The following is a 15,142-nucleotide window of genomic DNA, read 5'->3' as shown; positions in this document are numbered from 1 at the left end:
ACCCATCGGAGTTGTAGTTCAACGAGGTTATAAGGGAAAAGTGTTGGAATGCGCAAGGGGTGGAGGCTCAAAACCTCTAAAATCCACCCAGATTTGAATGAAATTCCTAAAATTGGCTGTTTTCCCAAAAAATCCTCGAAATGCTTCATGGTGGCGCTGCGCTAAATGCTTGTAACCTAAAGCTTTTCCTCGTAAAAATGAGTCTTTTAGACAGGATGCTTTCTATGTTAGCCACACCTCAGGTTCAAAAAGAAATTCAACGCCGCCGCACGTTTGCGATCATCTCGCATCCCGATGCTGGTAAGACAACGTTGACCGAAAAACTTCTCTATCACGGTGGAGTCATCCATGAAACAGGTGAGGTGAAGGGAAAACAAGGAACCAAAGCGGTGACATCCGACTGGATGGCCATGGAAAGAGAAAAAGGGATCTCAATCACGTCTTCAGTGATGACCTTTGATTACAATTCGTTGCGAGTGAACTTGCTGGATACTCCGGGCCATAAAGACTTCTCTGAAGATACGTATCGCGTTTTGATGGCGGTGGATTCAGCCTGCATGTTGATTGACGTGGCAAAGGGTGTGGAAGAACGTACTAAAAAGCTTTACGAGGTTTGTCGTCTTCGTAAAATTCCTATTTTTACTTTCGTTAACAAGTTGGACCGTGAAGGTAAAGATCCTCTGACTCTCATCGACGAAGTTGAAAAAACATTGAACATGCAATGTTACCCGGTGACCTGGCCCTTGGGGATCGGTCAACGTTTCCGCGGGATCTATAATCGCCTGACAAAGGAAATCTGGGTTTACGATCAACGTCGTGAAGAAGTGGAAGACTACAAAATCATTCCATTTGAAAAAGGCAAAGACGATCAAATTCTTTATGACTATCTTGATAAAGAGTCTGCAGACCAAGTGATTGACGAGTTGGAACTGATCGAAGGGGCACTTCCACCCTTTGACGTGAATGAGTTTTTAAATGGAACGATTTCTCCGGTGACTTTCGGTTCTGCAAAACAGAACTTCGGGGTGGATACATTCCTGCAGTTCTTCACAAAGTACGCTCCGGGCCCTCAACCTCGTCACACAAAAGACGATAAAGAGATGGACCCTTGTGATGCGAACTTCACGGGGTTCGTATTTAAAATTCAAGCCAATATGGATAAGCGTCACCGTGACCGCATCGCCTTCATTCGTATTTGCTCCGGTAAGTTTGAGCGCGGCATGAAAGTAAAGCACTCTCGTCATGACAAGGAGCTGCGCCTTTCTTATGCCAGCCAATTTATCGCGGCAGACAAAGAGACCGTGGACGACGCTTATGCTGGTGATATCGTCGGTGTTGGTGACACTGGAAACTTCGCCATTGGTGACTGCGTGTATGCCTCCGGAAAAGTTCACTTCGAGGACATTCCAAAATTTGCTCCCGAGCTGTTCGGTCGTCTTTCCGTGCGCGATGCCTTGAAACGTCAAAAGATGCAAGAGGCTTTGAATCATTTGTCTGAAGAAGGCGCCATCCAATTGTTCATTGATCCTTTGGTAGGTCCTCAAGATCCTATCATCGGTGCCGTCGGTGAACTTCAATTCGAAGTTCTGCTTCGTCGTTTGCAGGATGAATACAATTTGGAAGTGAAGCTGAATCGTCTTCCTTACGGAGTCGCTCGCTGGCCAAGAACAGAGGACGGAAAGCCCGTCGCTGAATTGAAAGGTGGCGCCAATATGTTCCGCGATCTTCAAGAAAATCCAGTGGTCCTTGTAAATCAGGAGTGGGATCTAAACTGGTTAAAGCGTGAAAACCCAAGCGTGGAATTCCACACCAGCATCACACGAGCACGTTAGGGGCAAGTCGCATGAACCTACCTTTGGAAATTCAAGACCTGCGTAAACAATACGAAGGCGCAAAAACGGAAGCTGTCAAAGGAATCTCTTTCTCTGTCAAAGGGGGAGAGATCTTTGGCCTATTGGGGCCTAACGGCGCAGGTAAAACCACAATCATTTCTACCATCACGACACTGGAGCAACCGTCCTCAGGATCTGTAAAAGTATTCGGTGTTGAAGTGGCCAAAGATCCGATGTTCACCAAAAAACAAATCGGCGTTGTTCATCAGGAAGTGATCAACTCGGGCTTTTTTGATGTTCAAGAAATTCTGGAGTTTCATTCCGGATACTACGGTCTTCGTAAAAACAAAGACCGTATCGATTTCGTCTTAAGCAAGCTGGCTCTTTATGAACACCGTCATAAAAAAGTGAAGCAGCTTTCAGGTGGTATGAAACGCCGTTTGATGATTGCCAAAGCGTTGGTTCACAATCCCAAACTTCTGCTTTTAGATGAACCGACTGCGGGAGTTGATATTCGTCTGCGCGAAGATCTTTGGAGATTCGTACAAGAACTGCGCAACGAAGGCATGTCCATTCTTCTGACAACGCATTACCTCGAAGAGGCCGAAGAACTTTGTGATCGTGTGGGAATTATCAACTTGGGCAGTCTGGTCGAGTTGGGAAATACCAAAGATATCATCCGCCAATACACGCACAAAAAGATTCGCCTGATATTAACTGAACACTATGAGGTGCGCTCGTCGTATTTGATGGAAGTGATCGGCAAAGAATTTCTTTTCGTAGTTCCCCAAAATAAAACATTGGGTGATTTCTTAAATGAAGTCCGTATTCCCGTGAACATCATTCAAGATGTTAAAATTGAAGAAGGTGATCTTGAGGAAGCCTTCCTTAAACTTGTAAGTAAAAAAGAAGCGCAGGCCCTGCAATGACCGGTTTTTTAACTATTTTCCAACGCGAGATCGCACGTTTTCTGAAAGTGCTTGTGCAGACAGTGGTGACGCCATTCATCTCGTCATTTTTATACCTTTTGATTTTCGGTGTTTCCTTGGGTGAACAGATGGCCGCTCACCAAGGTGTTAGCTATATCGCTTTCTTGATTCCCGGATTAATGATGATGGGTTTGATCAATAACTCTTTTCAAAACTCTTCGTCATCAATTGTGTCTTCAAAGTTCTCTGGGGACCTTGAGGATTTGCGTGTAGCACCCGTGACCGACCGAGAAATTATTTGGGCTATGAGTTTAGGGGCCTTAGTGCGCGGAAGCATTGTCGCCTTGATCACTTACACTGTGGGATCTATCTTCATGTATTATCAACGTGGAGAGTGGCTGGCCATTGCTCATCCATTTGTCACTTTATTCTTTATCATTATTGCCGGTTTGATTTTTGGAATGATCGGTATCAGTGTGGCTTTCTGGGCAAAAACCTTTGATCAGTTGTCTGCGTTTTCGGCTTTTATCCTTTTGCCATTAACTTATCTGGGTGGAGTATTTTTATCCATCGAACACCTGCACCCATTCTGGCAGGCCGTCTCAAAAGCGAATCCTCTTTTGTATTTGATCAATGGTCTTCGCTACGGCATTCTGGGAGTCAGTGACGTTAACGTATGGACAGCGGCGGTGATATCCGTTTTGGGATTTATCTTCTTCTATGCGGGAGCTCACTTCAGTCTAAAAAAAGGCTCTTTTCAACGTTGGTAAACTTCATGAAGATTCGGTCACTGGTAAAAACAATTCCCCATATATTTCTTTTAATGTCTTTACCAGTGTGGTCGCAAAACGAAAGTGTTAAATTCACGGTCCTAAAGACGGGATCTATAGATCCTTTAGAGGCGACGACGCTTCAGGGAGGCTCTTGGTTTAAGCGCTTCCCTATGACTCATCCAGCATTTCTAATCGAACATCCCAAAGGAAACTTTCTGTTTGATACGGGTCTGGGAACGAAGGCGAAAGAACAAGTTCAAGACATGGTCTGGTGGGCCCGTCTTGCGACGGAATTTAATCAGGATGTTTCAGCTCTAGAACAAATCAAAGAAAAAGGCATTAAACTCGACAGAATCATTCTTTCGCATGCGCACTTCGATCACTCCAGTGGTGTTGCGGACTTCCCAGATTTGCCCATTGAGGTGACGGTTGAAGAAATGGCTTTCGCAAAAACGAAAGATGCTAGCGCGGCGATTTTTCCTTCTCTTTTTCCAGAAACGGTCCAATTTAAAACCTATGAACTTGAGGCCAAAGAATATGAAGGCTTTCCCAAAAGCCGTGACATCTATGGTGATGGTAAGCTTGTTCTGGTCGGTCTTCCGGGACATACTCCGGGTTCAGTGGGACTTTTTGTAAATCTGTCGATCGAAAAAAGAATCTTCTTGGTGGGTGATACAGTCTGGAATGCCGATGCGATAGAGAAAGGCGTGCCGAAATTCTGGTTCTCTAAAAAGTTCGTCGATAATAAGCCTGATGAAGTCATGCTGCGAATTCAGGAATTGCAAGCCCTTCAGAAAAGAAGCCCGGAAGTTTTAATTGTTCCGAGCCATGATGCCAGATCTGTCGCCAAAGCCATGGAGCTAGCGAAGTAGGGGCCTTAAGTTGGCCCCTTATGGCGAACTAGTAGTTCACTGTTTGTACAGCTTGCGTGTTGTTCTGTTGAACTTCCGATGGAACATATCCTGGAGCTGCCATTGCCGGAGCTTGAGGAGGCGTATGGTTGTAAGAAGAAGTTCCGTCATTGACGACGCTGAAATTCAAAGACTCAAATTGTTGGCGACGATTTCTTTCGTCTTCCAAGCGAGCGGCTTCCAATTTTTCAAGGATTGAGTTTTCAGTTTTTACTTCAAGTTGTTTGCGCGCGTCTTTAAGTCCCTCAAGTGCTGCCGCATTGGAAGTCACAAGTTGGGCTTGAGCTGCAGTACTTACTAATAATGATACAAGAATGATTTTTTTCATTGTAGGGCCCCTTTTTGCGTCTCTCATAACCATAAAGCCGCCCGAATGAATCATCTAATGCTCTGCGCCTTACAATTCTACAAGGTGTTTGTATGTGCAGCGCGTCGCAAGGTTCTTTGTCATTCGGTTCTTGATAGGTTAAACCTCTTTCTTTCGGGAGTTTCACATGTTCGAGAATTTATCTGACAAGATTATGGCGAGCCTTAAAAAGGTCCGTGGTCAAAGCAAGATCACGGAAGCTAACATTGAGGACGTCATTAAAGAGATCCGCCTCAGTCTTTTAGAAGCGGACGTGAACTTCAAAGTCGTTAAGATATTTATTGATAAGGTAAAAGCCAAAGCCCTGGGGGCGGAGGTTCTTCAAAACGTCAATCCAGGACAAATGTTCGTTAAGATCGTTCATGATGAGCTCGTGAACGTTTTGGGTGGCGGCGCTGTTGATATCAACGTACGTGAAAATCCGAGCGTGATCTTTATGGTGGGTTTGCAAGGGGCGGGTAAAACCACGTCTTCGGCAAAGCTTGCTCTTTATATTCGTCAAAAATTGGGTAAAAAACCCGGCATGGTGCCCGCGGACATCTATCGTCCCGCGGCCATCGATCAATTGCAGACTTTAGGTCGTCAAAACAACATTCCAACCTTCCCAACTCAAGTCGGAATGAAGCCTGAAGAGATCTTAGAAAAATCCAAGCAGTGGGCGAAGGACAACATGGTTGATGTTGTGATCGTCGATACGGCGGGGCGCTTGCAGGTTGATGATGAACTGATGAACGAGTTGGGCCGCCTTCGCGAAATTTGGACTCCGCAAGAAATCCTTCTTGTGGCCGATGCCATGCTCGGTCAGCAGTCTGTGAATGTCGCAGAAGGTTTCCATAAAAAATTAAATCTGACAGGACTTGTGCTCACGAAAGTAGACGGGGACGCGCGCGGTGGTGCGGCCTTATCTATTCGTGAAGTGACAGGCATTCCAATTAAGTTCCTGGGCGTGGGTGAAAAAGTCTCTGCTCTGGAAGTCTTCCATCCGGATCGTCTTGCTGGGCGTATCTTGGATATGGGGGACGTTCTTTCTTTGGTCGAAAAAGCGCAGGAAGTGATCGATGAAAAGTCGGCGCGTGATTCCGCGAAAAAGATCATGAAGAATGAATTTACTTTGGAGGACTTCCTAGCTCAGATCCAGCAGCTTAAAAAAATGGGCGGCTTTGAAAGCATCTTGAAATTTTTACCTGGCATGGGTGAACTCAGCAAACAGCTGAAAAATATGACCCCACCTGATGCTGAGATGAAAAAGATCGAGGCCATCATTCGCTCCATGACCTATCAGGAAAGACACAACCATAAGCTTCTAAACGCTTCGCGTCGTCAGCGTATTGCGAAGGGGAGCGGAACTCAAGTTCAAGATGTGAACAAGCTGGTAAAGCAATTTGAGGACGCTAAGAAGATGATGGGTGGAATGATGAAAATGGGCATGGGTCGAGGTGGAATGAAGTTCCCATTTTAACGCTTGATATTTAATCGTTAACACAGTACACACTTGGTCTTACTGTTTTTGAAACAAGAGGTTTAAGAAATGGCAGTTGTAATTCGTTTGGCTCGTATGGGCGCAAAGCACGACCCTAAATACCGCATCACTGTAGCTGATTCTCGTCGCTATGTTACTGGTAAATTCCTTGATATTCTTGGAACTTACATCCCAACTCCTAAAGGTAACGACAAAAAAGTTGAGCTTGATCTAGCTAAAGTTGAAGAGTGGATCAAAAAAGGTGCTCAGCCTACAGACCGTGTAAAACACGTTATTAAGTTGGCTCAAGCTAAATAGTATTTGGCATTTGTTCCGATTTCGTTAGAATATCGGACAGGTACTATCTGTTGTGGGGGTAATTATGGATAGCTTGAAAGACCTCGTGGAGTTCATGGCGAAATCTCTAGTAGATAAGCCTGAAAAAGTCGAAGTTGATGAAATCCCTGGTCAGCAAACCACTCTTCTTGCTTTGAAGGTTGATAAAGAAGACCTGGGCAAAGTGATTGGTAAGCAAGGTAAAACAGCAGCCGCAATGAGAACTATCATCCGCGCAGCTGGTACAAAACTTAACAAGCGTTATCACTTAGATATCGTAGAATAGTTAAGCCGCAAGTCCTCAACAGGGGCAAAAATAAAATTCTCTAAGGAAGGGGTTGTCACAAGCAACCCCTTCATTTTTTTTCTGAGGTTTGAAATGAAATTGGTAGGCAAGGTACGCGAGGCTCATGGACTTAAAGGTGATCTTTATGTTCTTATCTTTTCTGGCGATATCTCTTGGGCAAAAAGAATGAAGAGCTTTGGTCTAAAACCGAAAGACTCTGATGAAATTCGCACATTCTCTGTGGAAAGAACAAAGCCTTTTAAAAAAGGTCTGATCGTTAAGGCGGCTGAAATCGCGGATCGCACGGCGGCTGAAGGTGTTGAGCATTTAGAGTTCTTCGTCGACGACGACTTGTTCGTATCTAAGCCTGGGGAAACTATCTTCCTTTCTGAAATCAAAAACTTCAAATTGAAAGATCCAGAGCAAAAGCTTCTTGGTGAAATCGTGGATTTCTCTTCGAACGGTGTTCAAGATTTATTGGTCGTTGAAGCTGCAGGTAAAAAGGTGGAAGTGCCGTTCGTAGATGCTTTCATCAAAAAAATCGATTTCAAACACCAGACTGTGGTGATGGATTTGCCTGAAGGGCTTTTTGATATCGAGAACGCTTAGATGCTAACGATTGATGTGATCACTCTTTTTCCTGAGATGATTGACGCCGCGGTTTCTCACGGTGTTCTTGGTCAGGCTTTAAAGAGTGAGCGTCTTTCGGTTAAAGCGCACACGCCCCGCGAATTTGCTCAAGACCGTCATCGCACTGTGGACGACCGTCCTTTTGGGGGCGGTGACGGTATGATCATGTTGCCTGAGACTCTGGAAAAAACGCTCCAGAAAGTGCAACATAAGAATTCCAAAGTGATCTATCTTTCCCCCCAAGGAAAAACTCTGACAGATGAAATGGCTCGTTCTTTTTCTAAAGAAGAGCATCTGGTTTTTATCTGCGGCCGCTATGGCGGTATTGATCAGCGTATTATTAATTCCTACGTCGATCAGGAAGTGTCGATCGGGGACTATGTGTTATCTGGCGGAGAGCTAGGCGCTCTTGTTGTGATCGACGCCTTAGCGCGTTTTATCCCCGGGGTATTAGGTCACGATGATTCCGCAGATAAAGACAGTTTTTCTGAAGGGCTGTTAGAGCATCCGAATTTCACCAGACCACGCGCGTATTTAGAGCAAGAAGTTCCAGAGGTTCTTCTTGGTGGAAATCACAAAGTGATTGAAGAGTGGAAGAAGAAAGTATCAGCGCTTGTGACACTTAAAAAACGTCCCGATTTATTTAAAGAATTTCTTAAAGTAGAAAACGAAAAGTATCAGGCGCAGAAGAAAAAAAAGACAGCCGCTCCTTTAAAAGAACTGATCGAGTTTTATAAAACTCTCAGTGAAAATGATTTAAAGGTGCTGGGCTTAGAAGATCTGCGCGAGGAAGATTTCAATGTCTGAGACCGCTGAAGTTCCCTATGTTCCAAGACTGACAATCGGTCTAGTTCACTATCCCGTGCGTGATCGATTGCAGAAAACAGTGTCGACGAATATCACGAATTTCGACATCCATGACATCGCCCGAGCGGCGACGGTCTTTGGAGTAGAAAAATATTACATCATCCATCCCATGCAAGAGCAGCTCATGTTCGTTGAGCGCGTCTTGGATCATTGGAGAACCGGGCAGGGCTCGAAGTTCAATCCTATGAGAAAAACCGCTTTAAACCCCGTTAAAACCGCTGTCAGCGTGGAAGCGGCCTTGGCCGACTGGAATGTTCCAGACTGCCTGACCATCGCCACCACGGCCCGTGTAGAGTGGGCGAAAAGAAAGTACTCTTTTGCTGAGCTGCGCCATGAAATGCATGTAGAAAAAAAGCCCGTATTCATGTTATTTGGTACCGGTTTCGGTATGACAGAACAACTCATTGGGTCTTGCTCTGGAGTCTTGGAGAGTATCCGAGGGGCTCCTCCCAAGGACTACCGCCATCTTTCAGTAAGATCGGCAGTAAGTATCTGTCTTGACCGCGTAATGGGTCCATGGTAGACCCTTGTTTTACTTTTTGTGAAAATTGACTGCTACAAGGATTAAGCAATGGCTAAAGAAACAAACCTCGTTCGTCGCGTAAGTGTAAAAGCTGCTAACAAAAATATTCAAGCGTTCAGCTCTGGTGATACTGTTAACGTATTCGTTAAAGTAAAAGAGGGTGAAAAAGAACGTGTTCAGCTTTACAAAGGTATCGTAACTAAGATCCAAGGATCTGGCGCTGCGAAAACTTTCACAGTTCGCAAAATTTCTGCGGGTGTTGGCGTTGAAAGAACTTTCCCGTTTTCAAGCCCTGCACTTGATAAAGTTGAGCTTGTAAACGTAGGTAAAGTACGTCGTTCTAAACTTTACTACCTACGCTCTCTTGAAGGTAAAGCTGCGAAGATTGAATCTGAGCTAGTATCTGCTGCTAAAGCAGAAGCTTAATTCTTCTCGACAGAACATTTCTGTTAAATTTAAAAAAGACCTAGGACTCACGTTCTAGGTCTTTTCTTTTTTCTCGCATCACTAAATATTCCTACCAAAAGGTGCAACGGAACTTTGGCTATTTCGCCAAATATCCCAAAGAACTTTTTGTTTTCGACGCGATTGTTTTCCGGTGACCGCGACTGGCTCTATGTCTAATATGCGCAGGATTTGTGGGGATGGCGCTAAGACATGGTAGTATCGAAAAAAACGCTCGCTAAAAAATCTGCAGCTAAGAAAATCACACTCAAAAAAGCGAAGCCTAAGAAAACGCTCAAAAAGGAAGAGTATCCTAAGGTGAACTGGCGCGAGTTCTTTCCCGAGCCTGTGATTGGTGTGGATGAAGTGGGACGTGGATGTCTTGCGGGGCCGGTCTATGCAGCAGCTGTGATCTTCAAATCGGACGCTCTGGCTGAAGATGTCACTGATTCAAAATTATTATCCGAAGAACGTCGTGAAGAATTGGCGGCGCTCATTCAAAAAGAACATCATGTAGGAATTGGTTTTGCGACAGTAGAAGAAATCGACGAGATGAATATCTTGCGGGCTTCCTTGCTGGCGATGAAACGCGCGGTTGAAGCTTTAGGGGTGAAGGGTGGTCATGTGCTGATTGACGGCAACATGAAGATCCCCGGACTTGAAGGCTTTGAGCAAACGACTATGGTTAAAGGGGATTTGCGAGTGGCTCCGATTTCAGCGGCGTCGATTGTTGCGAAAGTGACAAGAGATCGTCTGATGAAACAGTTAGGAGAAAAATATCCTCTTTATGGATTCGAAGTTCACAAAGGCTACTCAACACCGGTTCACAAAGACAGCATCGTCGCGCACGGACCGTGCAGCGTGCACCGTAAATCCTTCGCGGGCGTTAAAGAATACCTCGCAGAACTCGTCGTCGACGAAGAATAAATCCCTTTATTGGGCCCATCAGCGTGGGCTTGATTCAGAAAAACTAGTTCAAAAATTTTATGAAAGAAAAGGCTATACACTTCTGGCGCAACGGGTGGTCACGCCTTTTGCAGAAGTGGATTTGATTTTTCAAACTCCTGAAGGCCATGCCCTGATGGTGGAAGTAAAGACCACCAATATTGCGGACTTTCAACCGCATCGAATTTCGTGGAAACAAAAAGCTCGCTTGGTGCGGGCGCTCCAGTATTTAACAAGCAAACTCGAAAACCTCGTCGAAGTTCACTGGGCCTTTGTCACAAAAGACGGAACGGTCACCATTATTGAAGACATCAGTGGTTGACTAAAACCCCTTATCGCAAGCGACAATGAAGTATGCGCAAAATTATTTTTATCATCGCTCTTCTTTGTCAGTTTCAAACCGCCCAAGCCGAAGGTCTTCGTGACTTTCTAAAAAGCTGTGCATGGGGAACTTTAGGTGGTGCCGCAGTAGGAGTGATGAGTTTGGCGGTTGAAGATAAGCCCAGTGAAAGCTGGAATAACGTCGCTAAAGGTGCTTCACTTGGCTTGTATGCGGGCATCGCTTACGGTCTGGTGAAAATGAATCAAGAGCCTAAGATGCAACAGGCTCCGGATTTTGCCATCGTCCCGCAGTTCCAAGAAGGAAAAGTCGATGGCGTCATGCTTTCTAAAACCATTCTAGATTTCTAAATTCAAATTGAATGTATGAATTCTAAATAAAAAGGCTGAGAAACCTCAGCCTTTTTTATTTTTTAAACTAAGAACTAGAATCCGTAAGTGTCTAGTGTTTCCGGTGGAAGCGGTGGTTTTGGTACGCCGTCGAACGTGAATTCGAAATTCAACTTGAAGTTCGTATCACCACCAGTGACTTGGTCATGAATGAATGTGACTAAAAGACAGTCTCCCGGTGGTTTTAATTGCGCGATGTAAGCCCATGACTTGATTTGATCGCCTGAGCTGCGGTCGGCCCAGTTGGCATCGTAGACGAATTTACCCATCAAGTTTACATACTTTGAAACAAAGCCGGCAGAGAATGTGTAGTCCTCTTGACGAGCGCTGGTATCAACGGCTTGACCCGGAGTGATTTTATACTGACGAGTCAATTGCACTTGGAAGAATTGACCTAGGTCATTCATCAAACGCACACGAGACGAAGCGTTCGTGACGTTCTGATAAGGGAAGTAGTTAAAGATAGAATAAGTTTGGAAGCGATCTAAGCGCACATCCAGTGTTGCTGTTAAGTCCGACCACGGCTCATAGATACTTCCCCCGCGGTTCTGTTGAGAAGCATCGTAAGACTGCGCCAGTTTCAAATAGCCAATCTGACGGTATTCAGGACGATCCCCCACCCAGCGTTTTTCAGTGACTTTGTTTGTAAGAGCCATCGTCACGAGATTGCGATCGTAAACGCGGTCATTATAGTCAAACTGCACGCTGTAATCACTGGCGATATCTAAGTCGGTGATACTGTCACGAGCGGAGTAGGGCGCATCCGTGACAGAGCCTTTACCAAAAAAGGGGCTTTCATCTTGTGAGAACCAGGGAAGGTTGCTGTAAGAAACTTCGGGAATGATTTCGTGTTTGTAGCGCGTGGCTTTAGAGCTGACAGTGTCGCCATAGACGCGACTTAAGCTTAATCGGGCGCCGATCTCGGCCCGAAGATAGCGTCGCACGACGTGAGAGTTGTCTTCGATATTAAAGTTATAATGAGTCTCGCGATAGGCCGCCGCCGGAACCAGGTCCAAGCCGTCAGCAAGCTTGATCGGATAATAGACTGTCGGTTCAAAATCGATGCGCTGTCCGGTGCGGATCAAGTCGACACTTGGATCAAATGACCCATCGTACACGCGTTTACACGCGGGGTTGTCTTCCCACTTAGGATCGTTACAGCTGTTCTTCGGAAAGCGCACTGTAGTGTCGCCCGAATTCTGCGTTGTCATATCGTCATAGGCGTTGCCTGAGCGAGTGAAGTTCACGACATCTAAATCAAACGCATAGATGAAGTTGCTCTCGCCGATGTTTTGCTGTGTGTGTGACCAGCGTACCTCGGGAATACGATGTACGGCATCGCTGTTGCCCGCTAAAGGATCTCCATGCAAGAGGTTCACATAGTAAGAGCTATCAACACTCATGTGCTGATCCTCGGTGTTCTTTGTGTAGGACACACGGTTTTCCATCGCTGAGTCACCGTGATTCAAAGTTTCTGTCGGGAAGTCTTTGGGATATTGAAGATCGCTGGCGTAATTGATCTGGGCGCGATGAACTCCGCCGTCGGGCATTTCTAGATAATGACTGTATCGGACGAAGTAACGCTCGATGGGTTCATTTTTTTCAGTCAACGGGCGATAAAGATTTAAACGATCATCGTTGGCGAAGGCTTTATCGAAAAGACTTCCGAAATTCAAAGTTCCTTCCGAGTTTTCGTTCAGCATGTATCGGTACTCTAATAAGCCTTTCATGCCACGCTTGGAATAATCTTTAAGTTCGAGGGTCGCATCACTGCTTCGGGAAATAGCCCAGAAATACGGAAGTGAGATCGCAAAACCACCCGTATCTGAGGCTTCAAACGTCGGTGTTAATAATCCAGATTGGCGATCACTTTTCAGTGGAACAATCAGATAGGGAAACCAGAAAACAGGAAGGTGGCCGAAGCGCAAAACGGCGTTCTTGATATAGGCATAGCCACCCAGTTCCGCACGCACTGTGGTTCCTGAAAAACTCCACGTTGAAGGACAGTTGGTACAAGCCGTGTAGTCAGCAGAAGAAACCACGTAATCGGATTCACCCGTTTTTTGTAAGACAGTTCCCGAAAAAGTGATGGAGCCGGATTGAACATAACCGTTGTAAATGACGCCAGTGTTGTTTTCGTAATCCAGGTACACTTGATCGCCGACGATCGTGTTCTTAGCATCCATGATTTCCACGTTGCCAAAAAGCTCCACCTGACGAGAGCGCAGAAGAACGCGGGCGCGGTCCGCACGTATGTGTTGTCCTTGATAAACGATTTGAACATTGCCTTCTAGTTCGGCCGTTTCTTTTTCGGTATCGCGAAACATGCTATCGGCATTGATCAAGATGCCATGGATCTTCGCCGTGGGTTCGGCGGCCCATAGAGGTGTGCCCGTGAAAACGGTCACAAATAAGAATAAAAACAAGAAGATCCAGCTCTGAAGCACCAAAGTAGTGTAGGGACCAGTTAGGCGTTTGTCGAGTTAGAAAATCCTATTTCCCAGCCTCTTTTTGGACTCAAAATGTCAGAAAATCCCACCGACAAGAAGACACAGTGATTTAACGTGAGGTCTTTCATGCAAGTAAAACTCGTGCTCGATGGGGATATTGCGATCGTATCTTTAAGCGGTCGTATTGAGATCGAGAAAACTCAGTCTTTCAAAAAAGCGTGCTTACAAAACTTTTCTGATAAAAAAGTGGTGTTCTGCATGAAAAATCTAAGCTTTGTGGGTTCATCCGGCATTCAGAACTTGTTCAATGTGTTGAATGATTTGAACTGCAACAAAAAGCTGAACGCGAAAATCGCGGGGTTAAACCCGGATTTCCAGCGTCTTTTCAGTTTTTCAGAGTGTGCAAACCTTGAGGTTCATGAAAGTATCGAAGGGGCTCTCCAAAGTTTCTAGAGCCCGTCCTGTTTACGCAGCTCGTTGAGCTTCTGACTCAGCTCAAGGTTGATCCGCTCTAGTGCAGCGGCCGCAGCCTTGAGTTTTTCTGCTTCTTCATTCTTGGCATTCCACATATAGCGAAGACTTTCCAGCTGCTCCATGTATTGGAAATTTTCTTTTTCTAATTTTTGGATGCGCTCTTGATCTTCGACCACGCGAATCTGTAGATCTGCATGCTCAACACCCAGTTTTTGATTCTGCTTCGTCAGTTCGCTGATGCGCTCATGCTGGCGCTCGATTTCGCTTTCCAAACGCTCTTTCATGTCTTCTTTAGTGCGGCGAAGTGTCACAACTTCGTTTTCTAAAGTGTCTTGACGTTCTAGAGCGGTGTGCAGTTTCAAAGTCTTTACTTCAAGTTCTTCTTGAATTTGATGAAGCTGCTGAACTTCGCGGCTTAAGCTTTGAATTTGCGCCTCATAGAATTGAACCATCTCTTGAGCTTTTTTCTCGGATGCTTCAACTTGGTAACGCGAATTTTTAGTCACTTCGATGATTTGATGACGAAGATCGCGAAGCTGCGCTTCTTTTTGTGCTAAAGAGCTCTCGGTCTCTGCAAGTTTCAAATCCTGTGTGCGAGAATATTCTTTCAATTGAGAGATGTAAGGCTTCACCTGATTTTTGATGCGGTCATGGTATTTTACATGACGAGAAAGTTCTGCGCCCATATTTTGCAATTTTTCCTGCAACGCGCGCATTTTCTCCGTGTTAATTTCCTTTTCTCTTTCAAGCTGGTCGACTTTTTGTCTCCACAGATTGTCTTTTTCTTTCCAAACCAAAATCTGATCTGTGATCGAAGATTGCGCCAGGCGAGCTTTGCCGGTCTCTTCCGTCATTCTTTGGTTTTCGGTTTCAAGCAAAGAAAGACGGCGAAGAGCCACCTTAAGGCGCGCCATCAAGTCTTCGTTTTGGGAAATAAGATTTTCCACCGTCGATGATTTTAGAATCTCTTTAGGAAGATGACTGTAGTCATTGCGCTTTGGAAGCTCGTCAGGCAAAGGAATTTGCCCCACAGTCTTCTGAGGGTTTTCGAAGTCTAAATGTCCTAAAATAGCTGTCTGAAAGTCGGTTTCCATAGCCCTCCTCCATGAAGTCTAGGTAGCCTTTGCTACATAATCTCAAGATGAAACAGGACTCGTCAAACTTAGGTCGATAAGACTAGACCTTGG

At 45.3% G+C, this 15,142-nt stretch carries 17 protein-coding genes and 1 pseudogene; 15 read left to right on the top strand and 3 right to left on the bottom strand.

Features of this window, described 5'->3' with window-relative positions; all coding sequences use genetic code 11:
* Window positions 1–224: 224 nt before the first annotated feature.
* The 4 genes from ACLWBD_RS09555 to ACLWBD_RS09540 are packed head-to-tail and all read left to right on the top strand — an operon-like array spanning window position 225 to window position 4,406.
* The gene (locus ACLWBD_RS09555) at window positions 225–1,832 is read left to right on the top strand and encodes a peptide chain release factor 3 (protein ID WP_063207878.1); all 1,608 of its coding nucleotides are present in this window, start codon (window positions 225–227) and stop codon (window positions 1,830–1,832) included.
* 11 nt (window positions 1,833–1,843) lie between these two features.
* Window positions 1,844–2,761, top strand: a complete 918-nt coding sequence (locus ACLWBD_RS09550; protein ID WP_063207000.1) for an ABC transporter ATP-binding protein — start codon at window positions 1,844–1,846, stop codon at window positions 2,759–2,761.
* Complete coding sequence (locus tag ACLWBD_RS09545) at window positions 2,758–3,531, top strand: ABC transporter permease (RefSeq protein ID WP_063207003.1); 774 nt, start codon at window positions 2,758–2,760, stop codon at window positions 3,529–3,531. Before ACLWBD_RS09550 ends, ACLWBD_RS09545 begins: the two co-directional genes overlap by 4 nt.
* A 53-nt stretch (window positions 3,532–3,584) precedes the next feature.
* Entirely contained in the window at window positions 3,585–4,406 is an 822-nt protein-coding gene (locus ACLWBD_RS09540; RefSeq protein ID WP_413568024.1) for an MBL fold metallo-hydrolase, read from the top strand.
* Between the two features lie 28 nt (window positions 4,407–4,434).
* Here the strand turns inward: ACLWBD_RS09540 and ACLWBD_RS09535 are convergent, their stop codons facing one another.
* A complete protein-coding gene (locus ACLWBD_RS09535; RefSeq protein ID WP_413568023.1) occupies window positions 4,435–4,773 on the bottom strand; it encodes a hypothetical protein in 339 nt (112 codons plus the stop codon).
* 166 nt (window positions 4,774–4,939) lie between these two features.
* On the opposite strand from ACLWBD_RS09535, the gene ffh reads away from it, so the two are divergent.
* The 10 genes and pseudogenes from ffh (at window position 4,940) to ACLWBD_RS09485 (ending at window position 10,992) form a co-directional block, all read left to right on the top strand.
* A complete protein-coding gene (ffh, locus tag ACLWBD_RS09530; protein ID WP_063207012.1) occupies window positions 4,940–6,271 on the top strand; it encodes a signal recognition particle protein in 1,332 nt (443 codons plus the stop codon).
* Between the two features lie 69 nt (window positions 6,272–6,340).
* Window positions 6,341–6,589: a 30S ribosomal protein S16 gene (gene rpsP / locus ACLWBD_RS09525; protein WP_041875524.1), complete on the top strand. Its 249-nt coding sequence runs from the start codon at window positions 6,341–6,343 to the stop codon at window positions 6,587–6,589.
* A gap of 64 nt (window positions 6,590–6,653) precedes the next feature.
* Window positions 6,654–6,893, top strand: coding sequence for a KH domain-containing protein (locus tag ACLWBD_RS09520; RefSeq protein ID WP_041875527.1), 240 nt, complete (start codon window positions 6,654–6,656; stop codon window positions 6,891–6,893).
* Window positions 6,894–6,986: 93 nt separating this feature from the next.
* On the top strand, window positions 6,987–7,502 hold the full coding sequence (gene rimM / locus ACLWBD_RS09515) for a ribosome maturation factor RimM (protein ID WP_063207015.1): 516 nt from the start codon (window positions 6,987–6,989) through the stop codon (window positions 7,500–7,502).
* On the top strand, window positions 7,503–8,330 hold the full coding sequence (trmD, locus tag ACLWBD_RS09510; protein WP_413568022.1) for a tRNA (guanosine(37)-N1)-methyltransferase TrmD: 828 nt from the start codon (window positions 7,503–7,505) through the stop codon (window positions 8,328–8,330). It begins immediately after the preceding gene.
* A complete protein-coding gene (locus ACLWBD_RS09505) occupies window positions 8,323–8,913 on the top strand; it encodes an RNA methyltransferase (protein ID WP_413568021.1) in 591 nt (196 codons plus the stop codon). The genes trmD and ACLWBD_RS09505 overlap by 8 nt, the downstream gene beginning before the upstream one ends.
* Before the next feature lie 48 nt (window positions 8,914–8,961).
* Window positions 8,962–9,339 carry a 50S ribosomal protein L19 gene (rplS, locus tag ACLWBD_RS09500; protein WP_063207025.1) on the top strand — a complete coding sequence of 126 codons (378 nt, stop codon included), beginning with the start codon at window positions 8,962–8,964 and terminating at the stop codon, window positions 9,337–9,339.
* A 231-nt stretch (window positions 9,340–9,570) separates the two neighbouring features.
* Window positions 9,571–10,284: a ribonuclease HII gene (locus tag ACLWBD_RS09495; RefSeq protein WP_081111018.1), complete on the top strand. Its 714-nt coding sequence runs from the start codon at window positions 9,571–9,573 to the stop codon at window positions 10,282–10,284.
* A 49-nt stretch (window positions 10,285–10,333) separates the two neighbouring features.
* Window positions 10,334–10,624 (top strand): annotated as a pseudogene (locus tag ACLWBD_RS09490) (YraN family protein); the annotation flags it as partial.
* A gap of 32 nt (window positions 10,625–10,656) precedes the next feature.
* Window positions 10,657–10,992, top strand: coding sequence for a hypothetical protein (locus ACLWBD_RS09485; protein WP_063207028.1), 336 nt, complete (start codon window positions 10,657–10,659; stop codon window positions 10,990–10,992).
* Window positions 10,993–11,066: 74 nt separating this feature from the next.
* Here the strand turns inward: ACLWBD_RS09485 and ACLWBD_RS09480 are convergent, their stop codons facing one another.
* Entirely contained in the window at window positions 11,067–13,478 is a 2,412-nt protein-coding gene (locus ACLWBD_RS09480) for an LPS-assembly protein LptD (RefSeq protein ID WP_413568020.1), read from the bottom strand.
* Between the two features lie 129 nt (window positions 13,479–13,607).
* Between ACLWBD_RS09480 and ACLWBD_RS09475 the strand changes: the two genes are divergently transcribed.
* A complete protein-coding gene (locus ACLWBD_RS09475) occupies window positions 13,608–13,934 on the top strand; it encodes an STAS domain-containing protein (RefSeq protein WP_063207034.1) in 327 nt (108 codons plus the stop codon).
* Here the strand turns inward: ACLWBD_RS09475 and ACLWBD_RS09470 are convergent.
* Entirely contained in the window at window positions 13,931–15,049 is a 1,119-nt protein-coding gene (locus tag ACLWBD_RS09470) for a hypothetical protein (RefSeq protein WP_413568019.1), read from the bottom strand. The genes ACLWBD_RS09475 and ACLWBD_RS09470 overlap by 4 nt on opposite strands.
* Window positions 15,050–15,142: the final 93 nt, after the last annotated feature.

It is taken from the genome of Bdellovibrio sp. HCB117 (genome assembly GCF_047305915.1).
GTDB classification, from domain to species: Bacteria; Bdellovibrionota; Bdellovibrionia; order Bdellovibrionales; family Bdellovibrionaceae; genus Bdellovibrio; species Bdellovibrio bacteriovorus_B.
The sequence above is the reverse complement of the archived record's forward strand: the minus strand, read 5'-3'. Positions and strand labels throughout refer to the sequence as shown.